The organism is Rhodococcus aetherivorans, from assembly GCF_011058165.1.
In the GTDB taxonomy this organism is placed as follows: domain Bacteria; phylum Actinomycetota; class Actinomycetes; order Mycobacteriales; family Mycobacteriaceae; genus Rhodococcus; species Rhodococcus aetherivorans.
Genome location: NZ_JAALEG010000103.1, coordinates 1 through 19,952, shown reverse-complemented (window position 1 = coordinate 19,952; position 19,952 = coordinate 1). Strand labels below are relative to the sequence as shown.

The 19,952-nt window shown below is 67.4% G+C and carries 19 protein-coding genes; 13 read left to right on the top strand and 6 right to left on the bottom strand.

The genetic code is table 11. The features are described 5' to 3' along the window. Positions 1-125: NlpC/P60 family protein (locus G6039_RS26530; protein WP_164528056.1), on the top strand; the 125-nt coding region annotated here is incomplete at its 5' end. 608 nt (positions 126-733) lie between these two features. Here the strand turns inward: G6039_RS26530 and G6039_RS26525 are convergent. The 4 genes from G6039_RS26525 to G6039_RS26510 are packed head-to-tail and all read right to left on the bottom strand — an operon-like array spanning position 734 to position 7,217. Further along, positions 734-2,326: an ArnT family glycosyltransferase gene (locus tag G6039_RS26525; protein WP_043797038.1), complete on the bottom strand. Its 1,593-nt coding sequence runs from the start codon at positions 2,324-2,326 to the stop codon at positions 734-736. A 17-nt stretch (positions 2,327-2,343) separates the two neighbouring features. Then, positions 2,344-3,777 carry a glycosyltransferase gene (locus G6039_RS26520; RefSeq protein WP_043797015.1) on the bottom strand — a complete coding sequence of 478 codons (1,434 nt, stop codon included), beginning with the start codon at positions 3,775-3,777 and terminating at the stop codon, positions 2,344-2,346. Continuing rightward, positions 3,762-5,231 (bottom strand): archaeosortase/exosortase family protein, encoded by a 1,470-nt coding sequence (locus G6039_RS26515; protein WP_043797016.1) that lies wholly within the window; start codon positions 5,229-5,231, stop codon positions 3,762-3,764. Before G6039_RS26515 ends, G6039_RS26520 begins: the two co-directional genes overlap by 16 nt. A gap of 12 nt (positions 5,232-5,243) precedes the next feature. Next, on the bottom strand, positions 5,244-7,217 hold the full coding sequence (locus G6039_RS26510) for a hypothetical protein (protein WP_043797017.1): 1,974 nt from the start codon (positions 7,215-7,217) through the stop codon (positions 5,244-5,246). 132 nt (positions 7,218-7,349) lie between these two features. On the opposite strand from G6039_RS26510, the gene G6039_RS26505 reads away from it, so the two are divergent. From G6039_RS26505 to G6039_RS26485, 5 genes are all read left to right on the top strand, one after another. Beyond that, the gene (locus G6039_RS26505) at positions 7,350-7,511 is read left to right on the top strand and encodes a hypothetical protein (protein ID WP_006934360.1); all 162 of its coding nucleotides are present in this window, start codon (positions 7,350-7,352) and stop codon (positions 7,509-7,511) included. A gap of 224 nt (positions 7,512-7,735) precedes the next feature. Then, the gene (locus G6039_RS26500) at positions 7,736-8,041 is read left to right on the top strand and encodes an Rdx family protein (protein WP_043797019.1); all 306 of its coding nucleotides are present in this window, start codon (positions 7,736-7,738) and stop codon (positions 8,039-8,041) included. Positions 8,042-8,204: 163 nt separating this feature from the next. Then, positions 8,205-8,357 (top strand): hypothetical protein, encoded by a 153-nt coding sequence (locus G6039_RS26495; RefSeq protein ID WP_157127564.1) that lies wholly within the window; start codon positions 8,205-8,207, stop codon positions 8,355-8,357. A gap of 23 nt (positions 8,358-8,380) precedes the next feature. Further along, complete coding sequence (locus G6039_RS26490; protein ID WP_043797022.1) at positions 8,381-9,235, top strand: hypothetical protein; 855 nt, start codon at positions 8,381-8,383, stop codon at positions 9,233-9,235. Positions 9,236-9,492: 257 nt separating this feature from the next. Then, positions 9,493-9,717, top strand: coding sequence for a hypothetical protein (locus G6039_RS26485; protein ID WP_144415044.1), 225 nt, complete (start codon positions 9,493-9,495; stop codon positions 9,715-9,717). Positions 9,718-9,778: 61 nt separating this feature from the next. On the opposite strand, the gene G6039_RS26480 is transcribed toward G6039_RS26485, so the two are convergent. Beyond that, the gene (locus G6039_RS26480) at positions 9,779-9,955 is read right to left on the bottom strand and encodes a hypothetical protein (RefSeq protein WP_157127565.1); all 177 of its coding nucleotides are present in this window, start codon (positions 9,953-9,955) and stop codon (positions 9,779-9,781) included. A gap of 259 nt (positions 9,956-10,214) precedes the next feature. Between G6039_RS26480 and G6039_RS26475 the strand changes: the two genes are divergently transcribed. The 4 genes from G6039_RS26475 (at position 10,215) to G6039_RS26460 (ending at position 14,760) form a co-directional block, all read left to right on the top strand. Further along, positions 10,215-10,862, top strand: coding sequence for a hypothetical protein (locus G6039_RS26475; protein ID WP_043797025.1), 648 nt, complete (start codon positions 10,215-10,217; stop codon positions 10,860-10,862). A gap of 115 nt (positions 10,863-10,977) precedes the next feature. After that, positions 10,978-12,057: a mannose-1-phosphate guanylyltransferase gene (gene manB / locus G6039_RS26470; protein ID WP_043797027.1), complete on the top strand. Its 1,080-nt coding sequence runs from the start codon at positions 10,978-10,980 to the stop codon at positions 12,055-12,057. 42 nt (positions 12,058-12,099) lie between these two features. Further along, entirely contained in the window at positions 12,100-13,347 is a 1,248-nt protein-coding gene (gene manA, locus G6039_RS26465; RefSeq protein ID WP_043797028.1) for a mannose-6-phosphate isomerase, class I, read from the top strand. Between the two features lie 93 nt (positions 13,348-13,440). Then, positions 13,441-14,760, top strand: a complete 1,320-nt coding sequence (locus G6039_RS26460; RefSeq protein WP_043797029.1) for a UDP-glucose dehydrogenase family protein — start codon at positions 13,441-13,443, stop codon at positions 14,758-14,760. 31 nt (positions 14,761-14,791) lie between these two features. On the opposite strand, the gene G6039_RS26455 is transcribed toward G6039_RS26460, so the two are convergent. Beyond that, positions 14,792-15,736 carry a UTP--glucose-1-phosphate uridylyltransferase gene (locus G6039_RS26455; protein ID WP_043797031.1) on the bottom strand — a complete coding sequence of 315 codons (945 nt, stop codon included), beginning with the start codon at positions 15,734-15,736 and terminating at the stop codon, positions 14,792-14,794. Between the two features lie 802 nt (positions 15,737-16,538). On the opposite strand from G6039_RS26455, the gene G6039_RS26450 reads away from it, so the two are divergent. The 3 genes from G6039_RS26450 to G6039_RS26440 all read left to right on the top strand — a co-directional run. Continuing rightward, complete coding sequence (locus G6039_RS26450) at positions 16,539-18,080, top strand: sugar transferase (protein WP_206531366.1); 1,542 nt, start codon at positions 16,539-16,541, stop codon at positions 18,078-18,080. Positions 18,081-18,114: 34 nt separating this feature from the next. Further along, on the top strand, positions 18,115-19,515 hold the full coding sequence (locus G6039_RS26445) for a UDP-glucose dehydrogenase family protein (RefSeq protein WP_080688432.1): 1,401 nt from the start codon (positions 18,115-18,117) through the stop codon (positions 19,513-19,515). A gap of 106 nt (positions 19,516-19,621) precedes the next feature. Continuing rightward, on the top strand, positions 19,622-19,952 hold a 331-nt coding region (locus G6039_RS26440), incomplete at its 3' end, for a GDP-mannose 4,6-dehydratase (protein WP_164528145.1).

Sequence of the window (19,952 nt, the reverse complement as noted above, 5' to 3'; positions counted from 1 at the left end):
CCGACGGGCCGGGGCACGTGGGCATCTACATCGGCGGCGGTCAGATGGTGCACGCCCCGACGTTCGGGGACGTGGTGCGCGTCGGCGCGGTCTTCCCCGGCATGAAGGCCCGGCGCCTGCTCTGAACGGAGACCCTGCGGGTCGCTGACTTGTCGGCCCCTTCCCCAAGCAAACCCACGGACCATGCCCCGATACCGCGTCTCGGCCAGCACGTATGGCCGCGTGCCGAAAAGGCAAGCGGCTGAGCTGGACCCGGTCGGACGTGTCGACCCGTGCTCGATCGGGTGCCCGGTGCCGTTCACCGGGACGGTGGAATGCCGGATGCGGTTGGTTAGCGTCGGACCCGCACGGAAAACGACGTGACCGCGTGCGCCTCGGTCACCGGAACGGCCCTCGCACGCACGCAGGGAAAACACCTGTGGCCCCCGGACACGGCTGGTGACAGTCGTGTGCGAGGGCTGGTGAACGGGTCAGGACGTCGGCGGACTCGTCCGGGTCACGTCGGCGGCGCGGGACGCTGCGCCGGGCCGGTAGACGGGGTGCGCGGCGCGCGGCGCCGGCCACTCCCGGGGATGTACGCCTGGAATCGGCGTGTGGATACAATTCACCTCACGGTGCATGACAGGTCCATTCTGTCGTGTGCCCAGACCCCGGTTCGGTGTTGGCGCACCGGCCGGGGTCGCCCCGTTTTCGGGGCTGGTGCAGCGATGGTGGCACGCGGCCTGCGGGTGCGTCAACCGATCCGGTACAGACGCCAGGTCGGCTGGTTGTCGCCGTCGTTGGGGATCTCCAGATCGAGGGTCGCGATGTCGGCGCCGGTCTCGAAGACGGTGGGGTAGCGGCGGTTCACCGCATCCGAGACGCCGCGACCCTCGTTCGGCACGGTGAGCAGATACCGCACGCCGTTCGCGGCCGGATCGTTGAGGATGCGGGTGAAGTCGGCGTCGGACGGGATCACGAACTGCTCGGGCCGGTCGGTCGCGGTGAGCACCGCGAACCCGTACACGGTGTCCATCACCACCGAACCCGGGGGCAGGTCGAGCGCGTCGAGATGGTCCGCGATGCGACGTTCCGTGCCGAACGACGCGATGATGCGGTTCTCCTGGTCCCGCAGCTGCGACGTGTCGTCCGGATCGGGGAACAGCACGGTGCGCAGCGCGTGCTGCTCCTGCGACAGCGTCGCGTTGCCCATCGCGACGAACGTGACCGGCACCGACACCGCGAGCGCGAGCGCCCCGACCGGCGCGAGGGTGCCGCGGTCCTGCGGCCGCACCGTCGCATGCGCGCCGAGCCGGCGCGCCCGCAGCTGCCCGCCACGGGGCGCGAGCTGCACCACCCACATCGCCGCCAGCGGCACCGCGACGAGGTAGAACCGCAGGAACGGGAACGTCATGCCGCGGAAGTACGACAGGGCCGCGAACGCGAGCACCGCCCCCAGCACGACGAACGGCACGGCGGGCTCGAGGTCCCGGCGGCGCCACGCCAGCACCGCGACGACGGGCGCGAGCAGCGGCAGCGCCGGCCCGAGCACCAGGATCTCGGCGACGGAGAACGCCAGCGCCCCCAGGCCCCCGGTGGAGCCGCCGCCGCTCTGCTCGAGGATCGCCGCGTTGCCGTACGACGACGAGAACTGCTGCAGCGCTTCGCCGGTGATGAGCCAGCTCGTCGCCGCCCACACGAGGAACGCCAACGCCACCGGGGCGGCGACGAGGATCGCGTCGAGCAGCGCCGCCCGCCACACGCGGGTGCGCCACCACGTCACCGCGACGACGAGCACGGTGACGGCCGCGCCGACGGCGAGCGCGTCGTAGCGCGCCAGATACGCCAGGCCGACGGCGATCCCGGCGACGGCGAGGTCGTGCACGTCGCCGGTGCTGATCCACCGCACCAGCCGGCGCGTCGCCCAGCACAGCAGCATCAGGAACGGCGCCTCGCTCATGCCGTTGGCGCCGTAGTACACGATCATCGGATTGAGCGCGAACAGCGCCGTCACCGTCCACACCAGCCACGGCGACGCGCCGCGATCGCGGGCGAACAGGTGGACCTGGGTGACGGCCCCGGCCATGAACGGCGCCGACATCACCACGGCCGTGAGGCCCCACCGGGTCAGCGCCGGCCACCAGTCCGACAGCGCCACGAGCGGCAACTGCATCAGCGCGGTCAGGGGCGTGAACACGAACCCGATGGCCGCCAGGTGCGGGTCGCGGCTGTGCAGGGCGCTGCGCGCGGCCGCAATCCGGCTGAGCGAATCACCTTGGAAATAGGCCACATCCAGCGACAGGTACAACCCCACCGCCGCATAGAGCAGGCAGGACAGCCAGAACACCCGGGCCACGCCGCCCCTCATGACGACAGCCCGTGGAAGGTCTTCTCCCAGTAGGAGGGATTGCGGATCAGCTGATAGGTGCCCTTGATCGCTGCGACCGACATCATCAGCCAGTACACCGGCACCGTCAGGCACGCGAGCCACAGCGCCGAGTTGCCGGTCTCCCGGCACGCGACCAGGTTCATGTACAGCACGGCGGAGTTACCGAACACCAGCGAGATCAACGCGGGGAAGTACACGTACCAGGGGAAGATCTCCTCGATCAGGAACGGCTGCCCGAGCAGCCACGCGATGGTGATCAACCAGAACACCATGTTCAGGCACGCGATGATCGGCGTCCCGGCGAGCAGGGTCGTGAACCGGAGCATCCCGACCGTGCCGATGCCCCGCCACAGTTGTACGGGTCGTCGCACGTGCACGAGCCATGTCTGCAGATATCCCTTGTACCAGCGGGAACGCTGCCGGATCCAGTTGATCGGATCGCTGTTCGCCTCCTCCAGCGTCGTCGAGTCCAATACGGCCGTACGGTAGCCCGACTCGGCAATGCGCACCCCGAGGTCGGCGTCCTCGGTGACGTTGTACGGATCCCACGCGCCGATCTCGTCGAACACGGCGCGCCGGATGTGGTTCGACGTACCGCCCAGCGGGATAGGCGAATTCGAGTGCATCAGGCCGGGCAGCACGAAGTTGAACCACAGCGCGTAGTCGGCGGTGAACCAGCCGGTGAGCATGTTCTGGGTGCCGTTGTGGAAGGCCAGCTTCGCCTGCACGCACGCGACGTCGTCGCCGAGCCGGTCGAACGCGACCGCCACGCGCCGCAACTGCAGCGGCTCCGGCAGGTCCTCGGCGTCGAAGATGGTGACGATGTCGCCGGTGGCGAAGTGCAGCCCGTAGTTGCAGGCCTTCGGCTTGGTCCGCGGGTCCGCCGCCGGCACCAGCAGGATCTCCACGCTCTCGCCGAGCCCGGCCTCCTCGGCCGCGGCGATGGTGACGGCGTCGTCCTCCTCGAGCAGCAACAGCACCTGCAGCTTCTCGGCCGGATAGTCCAGCGCGGCCATCGCCGCGATCAGATCACCCACCACCTCCGGCTCGTTGTAGGCCGGGACCAGCACCGTGTATGTCGGCAGCGCGTGCCCGGGCACGGCCCGCGCCACGTCGTCGTCGACGGTGAGGATCGCGTCGCGCGCCAGGCCGCGGGAGAACAGCAGCAGCCGGTCCGCGAGCGTCGCGATGTACCCGGCCGTGCACACCGCCATCAGCACGGTCAGCGTCGGCGTCGTCGCGAACACCAGCGCCACAATCGCCGCGGCGACCAGGCCGAGGGTCAGCCACTTCTGCCACGGCACGAACGCCACCGACGCCGACGACAGCGGCCGCTTCTCCCGCAGCCCGTACACCGCGTCGTGCAGCGCGGCGGCCTTGAACTCCTCGTCGACTAGATTCCGCGCCACTGCGCCTCCACCAGATCACGGCCCAGCTCGGTGAGCATGTCCAAGTCCTTGTACTCGGGATCGGAATCCTCCACCGACGCCCGCCCGCGCAGGAACACCGACAGCAGATTCCGGCCGTTCGACGCCATGTTCGGCGTCGGCTGCGGGAACGGCGCATCGAGTTCGTGGTTGTCGACGGTCAGCAGGCTCACCCGCTGCGCGAGGGCGTCGCCGCGCGTCCAGATGAAGTTCATCAGGCTCCAGGTGAGCAGCAACTCGTCGTCGACGACGGTGAAGAAGTCGGCCTGCACGCCGTGGCCGAGGTCCACCCGGATCTTCGGGCTCACCCGCGCCCGCCCGAGATCGTAGGAGGTCTGCACCGGATACACCTCGAACACACCCACCCGCCGCACCTGCAGGGTCTGCACGGCGACGGTGCGCGGCCGCGACAGCCGATCCCAGTCGGTGCGCGGCTCGACGGCCCGGATCATCTGCCGGCGCAGCTGCGCGGTGGAGCCGAAATACCTTCGCGGCCAGTCGTAGTCGATGGAGTCGATCTGGTACCAACCGGTGGGGACCACCTGCGTGACGGTGCCGCTCGGCGGTGGGCCCACCGACACCGGCGTGAGCTGCTGATCCGGCAGCGGCAGCACGGCGAGCACCAGCGCGGCCGGGACGACGAGGAACAGCGCCGAGCGCGTCGCCTCCCGCGGCGACACCGGGTTCGGGGGCAGCGTGCGCGGCGCGAGGCCGCGATACCGGTACAGGTAGAACGCGCCGCCGACGACGAGCGCCGCCGTGCCCGACGGCACGATCTGCGCGACGGCGACCCGCGCGTCCGGGTAGCGGATGGTCACCGCGAACAGCAGCGCCAGGCCGAGCAGCATCGTCGCGGAGAAGCCGATCAGCGCGCGGCGCCGGGTGCGGCCGACCGCGACGGCGATCGCAATCGCGCCCAGCAGCACCATCAGGAACCCGGCGGCGAACTTGGTGCCGCCGAGCTGCACGAGCACCGCCCGGTAGAACAACGGCGACGTGCCCAGCAGCAACAGCCACACCGGCCAGTACCGGGAGGCGACGCGCAGGCCGAACAGCAGCACGCACGCGCCGATCACGAACGTCCACGCCGACAGCACGTCGAGGTGCATCATCTGGTAGTTCGGCCCGTACCGCGGCAGCAGCAGCCACTTGACCGCGAGCGCGATCAGCAGGACGGCGCCGCCGACGATCCGGTCGGTCTGCCGGTCGTGGATCGGCAACTCGCCGCGGCGGCGCCGGGTGACGCCCTCGGCGGCGAGCACCGCGAACGGCGGCACGAGCAGGACGTAGCCGCCGCCCGTGCCGCGGGAGATCTCCGTGAGCAGTTGCTCCCACGTCGACCAGTACCCGAGCACGGTGGCGGCGACGATCACCGTCCACCGTGCGCTGGTGTGCGCGAACAGTGCGGCGCGCTCGGCGGTCGTGACGGTGCTCATGGCGACATCCGATCAGAGCGGGCGCGGCCGGCCGCGACGCCATCGCAAGGCCGTGACGCCCGCGGCGACGAGCCCCACGGCCAGCAGGGCGAGGCCACCGGCGAGCACCCAGCCCGTCGTCCGGCCCAGCGACTCCTGGGTGCCGGGCTCGGCGGCCGGGTCGGTGAGCGCGAGTTCGACCGGGTCGCGGTCGGCGGTGGTGAACAGCACGTCGCCGTCGAGTTCGGCCCAGCGTTGCGGGGTCGCGGCGAGCCAGCCGAGGGTGCGGTCGAGTTCGGCGGGCACCTCGGTGGCGGCGGCGACGAGGACCGTGCGGTCGCCGTCGCGCGCCACCTGCAGCGACGCGAACTCGATGTCGGTGGGGAAGGTGACGGTGGTGGCGTTCCCGGTGGCCGGGTCGAGGAGGTCGAGGGTGCGGCCCTGTGTCCCGGCGAGCGGCAGTTCCAGGGTGTCGGGGACGCGGCCGTCGGCGGCGACGACGATGGCGGGGGTGCCGCCGGTGGCGGCCTCGTCGACGCTCACCCATTCGGGATCGAGCGGCACGGAGGTCAAGCTCTGCAGCCCGGCCACGAGCGCGACGGCCCGGGCGGTGTCGGCGATCCCGGCCTCGGTGGCGGCGACGTTCACCTTCGGCAGCAGCGCCTGCGGCAGCGACCGGAAGCCCCCGGGCAGCGGCGGGTCGGCGGGCTCGGTGGTGACGCGGCTGCCGGCGTCGACGGTCAGCGTCATCGGCTGCTGCAGGCCGCACTGGTGGGTGCCGCCGGTGGCGCGCAGGGACACCACCACGTCGGTGGTCCGTCCGAGCACGTTGTTCGGCACCGTGATCCACCGATCGAGACGGCCGGACGCGTCGGCGGGCCACGAGTCGACGACGGTGTCGCCGACCGTCACCGACACCAGGCCGCCCTCGGTCGTGGGCAGCGGGGTGTAGGAGCCCTGCAGGTTGATCCGCAGATTGTGGGACGGCCGTCCCAGACGGGTCTGGTCGATGCCGAGCGGCACCTCCACCACGCCGACGCCGGTGTCGGTGAGGGCGCCGAGGCCCAGTTCGGCGAGCGTCGTCGCGTCGGGGGACAGCCGCGGCGGCCGGCCCAGCGTGCCGACCGTCGCCGCCGAGGCCACCGCGACCGACGAGATGTCGCTCGTGATGAGGCGGGCCTGGTTGCGCAGGGCGTCGGCGTCGCCGGTGACCGCGAGCGCCGGACCGCCGCCGGGCACCTGGACCAGGGTGGCGGCACCGTCGCCGTCGGTCTCGACGATCGCGATCTGCCGGGTGAACGGCCCGGCCGGGGCGGGCGGCACCGCGTCGTCGCCGGGCAGGGTCTGCACTGTCACCCGCAGCGGCCGGCCCGTGTACTGGGCGGTGACGGCCGCGGTGAGATCGAGAGCGGTGGCCGACTCGGCGGGGGTGGGGTCGGCGGGCAGCGCCAGCTCCAGCGACTGGAGGATCGGCGGCAGGAAGTCGGCGACCACGGCCGGCGGGGTCGCCGCCCCGGTGTAGCGGACGCGTCCGTCGCGCAGCACCACCGAGCGATCCGTCCAGTCCTCGGGGCAGATCCCGTCGAACGGGAGCAGGTGAAGGGTCAGGGTGACGGTGACGGCGCGGTCCGCGATCGGCGCCGCATCCAGGGGCAGCGAGACCGGCACGAGGGTTCCGGCGGCGGGCAGGTCGATGCGGGCGAGCAGTAGCCCCTGCGACTGGACGTCGATCCAGCCGCGGGCGACGTTGGCGGGCATCTGCACCGTCGTGTCGAGCGCGGCGGGCCGCAGCCCGTCCGGCACCGGGACGGTGAGGGTCGCGGTGTCGCTGTGGCCGCGGAAGGCAACCGTGTCGCCGAATCCCAGCGTCTGCGTGCCGAAGACGACGTCGCCGGGCGGCGCGACGGGGTCCTGCGCGGCGGCAGGGCCAGCGGCGAGCACGGTCAGCGCGGCCAGGGCGGGAACGAGGATGGCGTGTCCGGCACGGCGAATTGTCTGGGTCGGCACATCGGGGACTTTACGGTTGTTCGGTACGAAATGCGGGACAAGTGCGACACGGCCGCGATAGCGTGGACGCAATATCGCTCACAGTCCTCCGCGCGTTACCCATCGGCGACCAAGTTCGTACACACTGTGGGTATGTGGTGGTGGGTTGCGGCGGTTCTGGGCGCCTGGCTGCTCGTCTCGGTGGCGGTCGGTCTGGTCCTGGGCAAGGTGCTGCGCGTGGCCGACATGGAGGAATCCCTCGTCGAGATCCAGCGCGCCGAGCGCGAGAGCGAACGTCACACCAACAAGCCCTGACATCGCTTTACATGCTTTTGACCAGCGCTTTAGTGTTTGTACTCGCGAGTAACGATCTTGAGGACTAGTGTTCCTGTGTCGCCTTCCTGTCCCCCCTGCGAAGGCGACGCTCGCAGGCCGGTAACCCCCCATCGCCGGCCCGCGCTGAGGCCCCGCCGTTTCGCCACCACGATCGGCGGGGCCTCACCCCTTTCGGGCGGCGTGCCGACCGATACGCTCGGGCGGTGACCGAGCCGCGCACCGCACCCCGCATCACCATCACCTACTGCACGCAGTGCAACTGGCTGCTGCGCGCCGGCTGGATGGCGCAGGAGCTGCTCAACACCTTCGGCACGGATCTGGGCGAGGTCGCGCTCATCCCCGGCACCGGCGGCATCTTCGTCGTCACGGCCGGTGATCGGGTGGTGTGGGACCGCAAGACCGACGGTGGGTTTCCCGACATCGTCACGCTCAAGCAGCGGGTGCGGGACGTCGTGGATCCCGAGCGGGATCTGGGGCACGGGGACGCCGCGCGCCGGGCGCAGGAATAGGATTTCTACGGCCGTATCCGGCGCCGGTACCGGCAGAACTGCCCGGCCGGTTTCCAGTCGTGCTCGTGTTATCGGGCTTCGTCCGCATGCGGTGCTCTGTATCGATACCCACTCGTTGCGGCTGTGCAACATCGGTCCACCGATTTCGGAGCACACTCGGGCCATGCCTGTCGGTCGGAAGTGGTGCGAGGTCGAGAACGAGTTCTTTCCGGCCGAGGAGTTCCAAGGCGACGTGCATATGCACTGCCAGGGGCGGGCGTGGGGAATTCCGGACAGCTACGTGATGCCGTCGAAGTCGCCCGAGGACGCGGATTGAGATCCGCGGTCGCACTGGTGAGAATGTGGAGCCCTGCCGCGAGGCGCTCGCAGGAACTCGAGAGACTCCGGCTGGAGGCGGAGCGTGCGGAGGAGGCGGAGCGCAGCGCCGCGCTCGACAAGGCGACGACCGACTTTCAGATGGCCGGCTGGGCTGCCGAGTACGAACTGCGGAAGCTGTTCCAGGAGAACCTGTACGACGCATCGAAGGGCGGTTTCGAGCGAAGTCGAGATAGTGCGAAGTTCGTGCAGACCGCCGCCGCTGCCATCGGAACCATCTATATCGGCGTGTTGGGTGTGTCGTTTTCGGTGACCGATAATTCGCTACCCCTGCGCGGGGTCTTTGCCCCGCTCTTTCTGGGTATGGCCGTCGCCTTTTCCGGGTTCTATCTGGCCTTCCTCATGCCTGCGAGTCGCTCGACGCTGCACCCTCCGACGGGCACCCTGCACAATCACCAGATGCAGAGGTTGATCTTCTTCATGGAGTGGGTCAATCGAGCGACGGGGCAGCGGCGGTACTTCATTCAAGCGAGTGTGCTCAGTCTGGCGGTGGGACTCGTCTTCATCGTCGCACCCTTCGTCAGCAGTCCGCGCCCTCCCGAAGTTCCTGCCATGCCTACCCCACCGGCCGTGCCGGCCGCGACAGACCCGGATCTGCAACCCCGAGCGGTCGAACTGTTCCTCATCCAAGTGGACGAATTTCGGCGGTCGGTTCTCGAGAGAAACAAGGCGATAGCGGAATCCGCGCAACAGAGTGTCGAATTCGAGGAGCGGGAAGGTCGTTTGAATGCGTGGTCTGCTGTCCTGGCCGGGGTGGGCCTGATCGTCGTTCTCGTGGTTCCGGTCTTCTTCTCGCGGGAGCGAGCTCCTACGCCGTGACGTCGAGGGCCGAGCACTGCGGGTGGGGCCGCACCGTGGACTATCCGGGTATCGGTCCCGTGGATCAGTACACCGTGCCGGCTGGCTTCCTGCGTTCCGCAGCGGCGCCGGTGGACCAAACCGGGCACGGATAGGAGCCCGGCGAGCGCACGGCGGGTACCGATCTCTCGAGCAGCGCTATTTCGCAGACGTAATGTTTTGGCGATTTGCCCGATTCAATGGACCGTCAGGTCCTTCCTCTTCGAATCGAGGTCTTCGTGAAGCGTCTTCTCGCCGGCATCCTGGGCTGTGCCGCGATCACGGTCGCCGTGCCGGCCACCGCAAGTGCGGACACCGGAAGTACCGATCTGCTTCCTTACGTTCTTCCCGCCGCGCTGTGTGCCCTCACGTCCGGGTCCAGCCAGTGCGCGCTCGTTCCGCTTCCCACGTCGGGCGCGGTGATTGGCGCGGCCGAGTCGACGCGCCTCACCGTGGCCGAGTAGGGACCGGGAGCTGCGGCAGCTTCGTGCACAATCCCGGCGCGCGCAGCCGCTGCTGCCGAGCTCAGACTCCGACCGAGGTCCGGACGATCGTTTCGGGCTTGGTCGGCTCGGCCGGCGCTTCGGCGGCGCGCGTCGGGCGGGACCGTTCCTCCCGGAGCCGGACAGCATCACCGGCCACAACTGCGATCAGCACCGACAGCGCTGCCCACAGGACCACCAGGCGCACGACGATGTCCATCCGTCGAACCCTGAACGATGCCGACCGAGTCCATCGTTTCGTCCGCGGCGACGGACGTGGACTGGAATAGTCCGCTGAAACGACACCGAGAGTGCAGATTGGAGGCGCGGCGTGTAGGCGCGGGCGGCGCCGCTCGAAACAGACCGACCAACTCGCATGTGAGGCCGCCTCGGGTTACGGTGTTTCGGAACATTCCGACCGGGGGGTCGAAGTGGACGCCGCGACTTCTCGCGGAATCGCCGTACTCGAGGGAGCTTTGATGCAATCCGTTCTGAAGAAGACCGCTGTGGCCGTTGTCGGGGTGGGAGCGCTGGCGCTGTGCGCGCCGGGGACCGCGTCCGCGGCAGGTAACCCGTCCGTGGGGGCGTCGGGCACGCCCGGCTCGATCACCGTCGATTTCGACTTCGCCGGGGTGGATGTCGCCGGCGGTGTCACCTGCGTGACCTACGTGTCGACCAAGCAGAGCGGGCTCGACGCCGCCGATCCGTCGGGCCGCGCCGATGCACAGGCGCCCGGCTCGAAGTTCTCCGTCGAGAACACCAGCACCTCCGCCATCACCTTCGTCCAGGACGGCCAGCCCGTCTCCCAGGGCCCGCAGCCCATCGCGGCCGGCACCTACTACGTGTACTGGGGTTGCCAGGACGCCGCCGGCACCCAGTGGGACAACGTCGGCCTGAAGTCCGGCGCGCCGTTCCAGAACCCGATCGTCGTGAACGTCGCCGGCGACGGCGCCGCTCCCGCACCCGCGGCCCCGGCCGCGCAGTCCGCCCCGACCAAGTCGGAGGGGACCGTTCCGCAGGCGGACGCCGCGCCCGAGACCGACGACGTCATCGACACCCCCGAAGAGCTGATCGGTCTCGTGATCGATCTCTTCGGCGATCAGCTGCCGGACCTCTCGCAGAGCTGACCTTCGGCGCGCGCAGGTGGCATCCCACCCGGGATGCCGCCGCCGCGTGCTTCGCGGCAGTGACAGTTGCATTCGCGCACGGTCGCGCCGGGCGCGCGCTCGATAGGGGAGGGACATGGGCGGAGGAGCCGTGACCGATGCGGTGGTCTTGGTGGGAGGCAAGGGAACGCGTCTGCGGCCCCTGACGCTGTCGGCGCCCAAGCCGATGCTGCCCACGGCGGGACTGCCCTTTCTGACGCATCTGCTCGCGCGGATCAGGAGCGCGGGCATCACCCACGTGGTGCTCGGTACGTCGTTCAAGGCCGAGGTGTTCGAGGAGTACTTCGGTAGCGGCGAGAGCATGGGGCTGGAGATCGAGTACGTCACCGAGACCGAGCCGCTCGGCACCGGCGGCGGCATCCGCAACGTGCTGCCCCACCTGCGCTCCGACAACGTCATGGTGTTCAACGGCGACGTTCTCGGCGGCAGCGACCTGCGCGAGATCCTGCACACGCACGAGGTCAACAACGCCGACGTGACGCTGCACCTGGTGCGCGTCGCCGATCCACGCGCCTTCGGATGCGTGCCCACCGACGCGGACGGACGGGTCACGGCGTTCCTGGAGAAGACACAGGATCCGCCGACCGATCAGATCAACGCCGGCTGCTACGTCTTCCGTCGCGAGTGGATCGAGAAGATCCCGGCCGGACGTCCCGTCTCGGTGGAGCGGGAGGTATTCCCGGCGCTGCTCGTCGACGGCGCCCGCGTGTTCGGCCACGTCGACGCCGCGTATTGGCGTGACATGGGGACGCCGGACGACTTCGTCAAGGGCTCGGCCGACCTGGCCCGGGGAATTGCGCCGTCCCCGGCGCTCGACGGGGAGCGCGGCGAGGCCCGCATACACCCGACAGCCCGCGTCGCCCCTGGGGCGATGCTGATCGGCGGAACCGTGGTCGGCCGCGACGTCGTGGTCGGTGGCGGAGCCCGGCTCGACGGAGTCGCGGTGTTCGACGGCGCACGCATCGACGCGGGAGCGGTGGTGGAGCGCTCGATCGTGGGATTCGGTGCCCGCATCGGGCCGCGTGCTCTGGTTCGTGACGCCGTGATCGGCGACGGCGCCGAGGTCGGAGCCCGCTGTGAACTGCTACGCGGCGCGCGGGTGTGGCCGGGAGTCGTCCTGCCGGACGGCGGGGTCCGGTTCTCCACCGACGTGTAGAGGCATGCAGGACAAGCTGATCCGGTTCCGGGGAGGAGTTCGATGTATCCGCTTCGCGGGGCCGTTCGCAACTATTCGTGGGGTTCGCACACCGCGCTGGCCGAGCTGACCGGCCGGCCTGCGCCCACCGAGGAACCCGAAGCCGAATTGTGGCTCGGTGCCCATCCGGCGGCCCCGGCCGTGGTGGACGAAGACGGCACCACCGTGTCGCTGCTCGATCTCATTGCTCGCGATCCCGAAGGCCAGCTCGGATCGGAATGTGCCCGAGAATTCGACGGCCGGCTGCCGTTCCTGTTGAAAGTCCTCGCGGCCGAGCAGCCGCTCTCGTTGCAGGCGCATCCGAGCCGGGCGCAGGCTCGGGAGGGGTTCGCGCGGGAGAACGACGCCGGAATTCCATTGGGCGCACCGCACCGCAACTATCGGGACGACAACCACAAGCCCGAGATGGTCGTGGCGCTGAGCCGTTTCGAGGCGCTGGCCGGCTTTCGGGCCCCGACCGAGACGGTCGAGTTCCTTCGTGACCTGAGCGTCCCCGAACTGACTCCCTACGCGTCGGAGTTGGGCGACCACCTCGACGCGACGGGGCTGCGCGCCCTGTTCACCGCGTGGATGACGCTGCCGACCAAGTCTCTCGTCGCGTTGACGGACGCCGTTCTGGCCGGGTGCGAGCGCTACCTGGCGGCGCGGGCCGGCTCGGACGACGAGTTCACCGTTGCCGCACGCACCGCCCTCGACCTAGGCCGGGCCTACGCCGAGGACCCGGGCGTCATCGCGTCGCTCCTGCTCAACCGGGTGAGCATGGAACCGGGCGACGCATTGTTCCTGCCGGCGGGCAACCTCCACGCATACCTGCGGGGCACGGTCGTGGAGATCATGGCGAACTCGGACAACGTGCTCCGCGGCGGGCTCACGTCCAAGCACGTGGACGTGCCGGAACTGCTGCGCGTGCTCGACTTCGGATCGGTGGACGTGCCATGGGTACGTGCACGCATCGACAGGGGCGAATGCCTGTACGCACCGCCGGTGTGCGAGTTCGAGTTGGTGCGCGCCGAATTGGATCTATCGGGTACTTCGAGACCGACCTCTGCTGCATTCGGTGGCCCGGCGTCACGGATCCTGCTCTGCGTGGAGGGATCAGCTCAGCTGCGGTGTAGCGATCAGATACTGAACCTCGAGCGGGGGGAAGCGGCGTGGGTTCCGGGCTCGGACCCCGAACTCGTTGTACAGGCCAGGAGTCCTCACGCGACGGTGTTCGCGGCAACGCTGCCAGTTCCGTCGGAGTCGACCTGAGTGGGCCGACAGCGCCAACTCTTCACACATTGTTGGTTCAGTACTCAGCGTGCATCGGTGTGCTGAACACGCCCGCTGAGTACCTCTGGGAGAATGCGTTGCACAGTCTTCGGCACGGGATACCTGGGCGCCACTCACGCCGCATGTATGGCAGAACTGGGGCATGACGTCCTGGGCGTCGACATCGACCCCGGGAAGATCGCGAAGCTGGAGGCAGGGGAGGTGCCCTTCTTCGAGCCCGGCCTTTCCGAGGTATTGCGACGAAACCTCGAATGCGGACGGCTTCGTTTCACCACGTCCTACGCCGAGGCGGCAGACTTTGCGGACATCCACTTCATCGGTGTCGGCACCCCACAGAAGAGCGGCGAATTCGCCGCGGATCTGTCCCAGTTGCATGCGGTCGTCGACGCGCTCGCCCCGCTCCTGACCCGTCCGACGCTGATCGTCGGGAAGTCGACGGTGCCGGTCGGAACAGCCGAGCAACTGGCAGAGCGTGCCAGGAGCGCCGCACCGGCCGGCGACGACGTCGAGGTGGCGTGGAACCCCGAGTTCCTTCGCGAGGGGTACGCGGTACAGGACACTCTCGCCCCGGATCGGCTGGTCGTCGGGGTCGACCCTAGTCGCGGCGGGCGAGCCGAAGCGACACTGCGTGACTTCTACGCGTGCCAGATCGCGGAGGGCGTGCCCTTCCTGGTCACGAACATTGCCACGGCCGAACTCGTGAAGGCTGCTGCGAACGCATTCTTGGCAACAAAGATCTCGTTCATCAACGCCGTCGCACAGGTCTGCGAAGCGAGTGGCGCAGATGTGGTCGAGCTGGCCGATGCGCTCGGCTACGACGCCCGGATCGGGCGGCGATTCCTCAATGCCGGCCTCGGATTCGGAGGTGGGTGCTTGCCGAAGGATATCCGGGCGTTCATGGCGCGGGCCGGCGAGCTTGGTGCCAACAACGTTCTGCACCTGCTCCGGGAGGTGGACGGCATCAACATGGGGCGCCGCACCACGATGGTCGAGATGACGAAAGAAGCCTGCGGCGGATCGCTCCTGGGCGCCCGGATCGCAGTCTTGGGCGCGGCCTTCAAGCCCGACTCCGATGACGTTCGGGACTCCCCAGCTCTCAACGTGGCGGGACAGCTCCAATTGCAGGGAGCAGCGGTGACGGTCTTCGATCCGAAAGCAATGGAGAACTCTCGACGGCTGTTCCCCACCCTCACCTACGCGGCGGACATCCCCGAGGCATGCCGAGGTGCCGACGCTGTACTGGTACTCACCGAGTGGCAAGACTTCAAAGAACTGGATCCGGAGGAGATCAGCGCAGCAGTTCGGGCGCGCACCGTTCTGGACGGGCGCAACTGCCTCGACGCGCAGCGCTGGCGTTCCCACGGCTGGCGCTACCGCGGCATGGGCCGATGACGGAGTAACCAGGTCCGCCGGCGGCCGGGTCCTACTGCAGGGCGCCGGTCGCAGCGTCGGGATCGATCTGCTTGAGCCGGTCCGTCAGCCAGGATCGCAGCATCGGGCCGTACTCCGGGCTCGCCAGAGCCGAGTCGACGCACGCTCGCAGGTAACCGCCGGGATTGCCGAGGTCGTGCCGCGAGCCGCGGTGGACGACGACGTGTACGGGGTGGCCCTCGTCGATCAGCAGCGAGATGGCATCGGTGAGCTGCAGTTCCCCGCCCACGCCGGGCTTTACACGGCGCAGCGCATCGAAGATCGCGCGGTCGAGCAGGTAGCGGCCAGCAGCGGCGAGGGTGGACGGCGCGTCCTCGAGCTTCGGCTTCTCGACCATGCCGAGAACCTTCATCACATCCGGGTTCGCGACGCCGGGAACCTCCTGGACTTCGAAGACGCCGTACGAACTGACCTGGGCTTTCGGCACGTCGATGGCGCACAGGACGCTGCCGCCGCGCTCGGCACGCACACGGGCCATGACCTCGAGGACGCCGCAGGGCCGGACGAGATCGTCGGGAAGGAGGACCGCAATCGCGTCCTCGTCGTCGTCGAGGGCCTGCTCGGTGCACCCGACAGCGTGCCCAAGACCGAGCGGCTCGGCCTGCACGACGGATTCGACGTCGAGCAACCTCGGTGCCTTGCGCACCTTTTCGAGCAGGTGATGCTTGCCCTTCGCCGCCAGGTGATTCTCGAGGACCAGGTCCTCGACGAAGTGCGCGACCACGCCGGCCTTACCCGGCGCGGTGACGATGACGAGGCGGCCCGCGCCCGACTCGGCGGCCTCCGAGGCGACCAGTTCGATGCCGGGGGTGTCCACGACGGGCAGGAGTTCCTTGGGCACCGTCTTGGTTGCGGGGAGAAACCGCGTGCCCATACCCGCAGCCGGCACCACCGCCGTCTTGAACACGCTCGGGTTCTCGGCGATCAATTCGCCCATGGCGACACCTCGTCTCTCGATTGGGACAAATCGGATACTCATCGGTAGGACGTACCCGCGCCATCAGGAATGTCGGTCGGAATAGGTACGCGCCGAACTGTCGCGGTGCGGGAGAGTTTCCGTAGGAATGCGCGATTGTGCAGAGTTTAGACTCATCGATCGAGATTCGCGACATTCGTCGTCGCTTGTATGCGACGGCGGAGCTGTGGACGAGAACGCCCCCGAACGTTCATCGAAGGTTCCTCCACGTCAAGTCATGTCGTTGGCATCGGACGTCCTGCACGGTTCCGGTCTGCACCGGCATGCCGGTGAATATGCATAGGAACCGCTGTCCCGGGATCCGAAAACTTGCGCGGCAATTACCGGTTCTGTATCAACGTATGCCGCCTACTGTCTGCACGTTCGAACAACTGGTCGTGCGTCCAACTGTCCACATTTCCGGGCGAGGCATCGGTTGGTATGTGATGTTTCACACCGTAACGCTGAAGCGCCCACATTCGAACAGTTGGAACGCTTCTGGCTGGAACATACCGCTTGACCTGCTACTTGCTGAGAAGTTACTGAGAAGTAGCGAAACTTCGCTGGTCAAGGGGCGTGATTGCAAGTCCCAGTCGTGTACCCGTCGAGATGCAAGTCGTTGCCGAATGCCCCAAGATGTTCCTTACCGAGGGCAAGCGCAGGTTTGAGATGTGTGCGGTACGGGGAGGTATTCGCATACCGTCGAAGGCATACGCATGTTCCGCCTGAGGTGATCGCATCGATATGGGCACCACGCCCGTATCGGGCTCGGGGAGGGAACAGAATGAAAGCAGCAGTGGGTCAGTCGGACCGGGCGCAAGCCACGGTCGACTCCGCACGGGATGCGCCGGCACGGCATGAGCCCTATCTAGTCGGACACCGCTCCGGCAACACCCGACGGTCGTGGCAGAGCGCATACGTCACGCGCCTGTTCTGGACCGACAACATCATGGTCGTGCTGGCCGTCGTCCTTGCGCACGTCGTGCGCTTTGGAGAGGCGGATTTACTCGCGGCCACATCGTTCAGCGAAGTGAACTACGCCGTCGTGTCGGTCTGCCTCGCAGTTGCATGGATCGGGACGCTCGTACTCTTCCGCACACGGTCACGCCGCGTCATCGGCAGTGGCTACGAAGAGTATCAACGCGTGATTGCCGGAACGTTAAGGCTTTTCGGCGCTATTGCAATCATCTCACTCGTCTTCAAGCTCGACTTGGCGCGCGGCTACCTCGCAATCGCTCTGCCGACCGGGCTCATCCTGCTGATCTTCAGCCGATGGATGTGGCGCCGCGTCGTGGCACAGAAGCGAAGCCGTGGTGAGTTCCAGACATCCGTTCTCGTGGTCGGCGGTGAGCACGCGGTACGCCTCATGACGAGGACCTTCCAGCGCGAGGCTTCCGACGGCTACCGGGTCGTCGGCGTCTGCGTTCCGCGGTATGCCGGCGTTCGGGGTGAGTCCATCGAGGTGGACGGAAGCCAGATCGCCATCTACGGTGACGAGCGATCTGTTGTGGACGCCCTGGCCGAGTCGGGCGCGGACACGGTAGTCGTGACGGCAACCGAAACCCTTGGGCACGAAGGCATCCGTGACTTGGTCTGGGAACTCGAACCGTACGAGGCGGATCTCGTCGTCGCCACCGGCGTTGTCGACGTATCGGGACCGCGCATGGAGATGCGGCCCGTTGCCGGCCTGCCGCTCATCCACGTGGAGAAGCCCAGCTACCACGGCGCCAAGCGCAGCGGAAAGCGCGCATTCGATCTGCTGTTCTCCCTCGCGGCTCTCCTGCTCCTGGCCCCCGTGTTCGTTCTGGTGGCCATCGCCATCAAGATCGACAGCAAGGGCCCGGTGTTCTATCGCTCCGAACGCATAGGCCTCGACGGCGAGCCGTTCGGCATGATCAAGTTCCGGTCAATGGTGACCGACGCAGACAAGCAGGTGGCCACACTCCTGGATCGAAATGAGGGTGCTGGGCTCCTATTCAAGATGCGCGAAGACCCGCGAATTACCCGTGTCGGCAGAATTATTCGTCGTTATAGCATCGACGAACTTCCGCAGTTCATCAACGTTGTTCGTCGCGAGATGAGCGTCGTCGGGCCACGCCCGCCGCTGGGACGCGAGGTCGAGAACTACGACGGCATGATCCGTCGCCGGCTGTTGGTCCGGCCTGGGGTCACTGGTCTCTGGCAGGTGAGTGGGCGGTCGGACCTTTCGTGGGATGAGTCCGTTCGACTGGACCTGTCGTATGTGGAGAACTGGTCCATGGTGAGCGATCTGCTGATCATTGCCAAGACAGTCAAAGCCGTCGCTGCCAGCGACGGCGCCTACTAAACCGCACACATCCATCAAGGTCGGGAGTGGAGTCGTGACTCGAATCGCCGTGTTTGGCACGGGCTACCTGGGTGCTACGCACGCTGCGTGTATGGCTGAATTGGGGCACGAGGTCATTGGTGTAGACGTCGATGCAAGCAAGCTGGCCAAGCTCGAAGCGGGTGAGGTGCCCTTCTACGAACCTGGACTCGAAGAGGTCTTAAAACGAAACCTCGCGGCCGGACGCCTTCGTTTTTCATCGTCTTACCAAGAAGCTGCTGATTTCGCCGAGGTGCATTTCATCGGGGTCGGCACACCTCAGAAGAAGGGTGAGTTTGCGGCTGACCTCACGCATGTGGACGCAGTAGTTGACTCCCTCGCCCCCCTCTTGACGCGGCCGGCCGTGATCCTCGGCAAATCAACTGTGCCAGTAGGCACTGCGGCACGCCTAGCGGAGAAGGCTAGAAGCAAAGCACCGGCGGGCGACGACATTGAACTAGGCTGGAATCCTGAGTTCCTTCGCGAAGGGTATGCCGTTCAGGACACTCTCCATCCGGACAGACTGGTGCTCGGTCGTGAGTGGAGTCGTACCTCCCGCGTGGAAGACGTTACCCGGGAGGTGTATGCGCAGCTGCTCGACGAAGGAACCCCTTTCCTCGTAACAGATCTGGCTACGTCCGAGCTCGTCAAGACTTCCGCGAACGCGTTCCTCGCCACCAAGATATCGTTCATCAATGCGATGGCCGAGGTGTGTGAGGCTGCGGGCGCCGATGTCAGCGTCTTGGCAGACGCCATTGGCCACGATGCTCGAATCGGTCGCCGATTCCTCAACGCGGGTGTCGGTTTTGGCGGCGGTTGCCTGCCGAAGGACATTCGCGCGTTCATGGCGCGAGCTGGGGAGCTGGGAGCGGATCAGGCGCTGACCTTCCTCCGAGAGGTGGACAACATCAACATGCGTCGACGGACCCGCATGGTCGAACTTGTGCGCGACGCTATTGGTGGATCGTTGCTCGGAACACGTATTGCAGTTCTGGGGGCGGCATTTAAACCTGATTCCGACGATGTGCGCGATTCGCCCGCATTGAACATTGCTGGCCAGATTCAGCTTCAAGGTGCGTCCGTCAACGTGTATGATCCCCGGGCCATTGAGAATTCGCGGAAGATCTTCCCAACACTTGAGTATGCCACGAGCGTGCGGGAGGCGTGTAGTGGAGCCGATGCTGTGCTCGTTCTAACTGAGTGGGACGAGTTCAGGAACTTGCATCCATCTGAACTGGACCGCGTCGTCAGGGGACGCCGAATGATCGACGGGCGCAACTGTTTGTCGCCGGTAGATTGGATTTCTGCCGGGTGGGAGTACAGAGGATTGGGACGTCCGAGTTTCACGCCACAGAGAAGTAGCATGGGATACGGCGAAGGTCTTGCCAGCACCACGTTGAGGCTCGGCCGAAGGTAGGCGCGGAACTGGTCGTGCGGTGGGAGTCAGTAGGTGAACGTATTTGCCTCCGAGGTGATGGCCTCGCCAATCGGTGAGATGAGATCAAGGAATGTGGTGGTCCGGCATGCAAATGCTCGTCACCGGCGGTGCCGGTTTCATCGGTGCGAACTTCGTGCATCGGACCGTCGCCGACCGCCCCGAGGCGCGGGTGACCGTGCTCGACAAGCTCACCTACGCCGGCAACCCGGCCTCCCTCGACCCGGTCGCCGAGAAGATCCGCTTCGTCCGCGGCGACGTCGCCGACGCGGACCTGGTCGACGCGCTGGTCGCCGAGTCGGATCTGGTGGTGCACTTCGCCGCCGAGTCGCACAACGACAACTCCCTGGCCGATCCGTCGCCGTTCGTGCAGACCAACCTGATCGGCACGTTCACCCTGCTCGAGGCGGTGCGCCGGC

Coding starts and splice junctions, on each gene's coding strand:
- manA (WP_043797028.1), top strand. CDS start 12,100: ATGTATCCGCTTCGCGGGGCCGTTCGCAACTATTCGTGGGGTTCGCAC.
- G6039_RS26505 (WP_006934360.1), top strand. CDS start 7,350: ATGTGGTGGTGGGTTGCGGCGGTTCTGGGCGCCTGGCTGCTCGTCTCG.
- G6039_RS26450 (WP_206531366.1), top strand. CDS start 16,539: ATGAAAGCAGCAGTGGGTCAGTCGGACCGGGCGCAAGCCACGGTCGAC.
- G6039_RS26490 (WP_043797022.1), top strand. CDS start 8,381: ATGTGGAGCCCTGCCGCGAGGCGCTCGCAGGAACTCGAGAGACTCCGG.
- G6039_RS26495 (WP_157127564.1), top strand. CDS start 8,205: ATGCCTGTCGGTCGGAAGTGGTGCGAGGTCGAGAACGAGTTCTTTCCG.
- G6039_RS26475 (WP_043797025.1), top strand. CDS start 10,215: ATGCAATCCGTTCTGAAGAAGACCGCTGTGGCCGTTGTCGGGGTGGGA.
- G6039_RS26455 (WP_043797031.1), bottom strand. CDS start 15,736: ATGGGCGAATTGATCGCCGAGAACCCGAGCGTGTTCAAGACGGCGGTG.
- G6039_RS26460 (WP_043797029.1), top strand. CDS start 13,441: ATGCGTTGCACAGTCTTCGGCACGGGATACCTGGGCGCCACTCACGCC.
- G6039_RS26515 (WP_043797016.1), bottom strand. CDS start 5,231: ATGAGCACCGTCACGACCGCCGAGCGCGCCGCACTGTTCGCGCACACC.
- G6039_RS26480 (WP_157127565.1), bottom strand. CDS start 9,955: ATGGACATCGTCGTGCGCCTGGTGGTCCTGTGGGCAGCGCTGTCGGTG.
- manB (WP_043797027.1), top strand. CDS start 10,978: ATGGGCGGAGGAGCCGTGACCGATGCGGTGGTCTTGGTGGGAGGCAAG.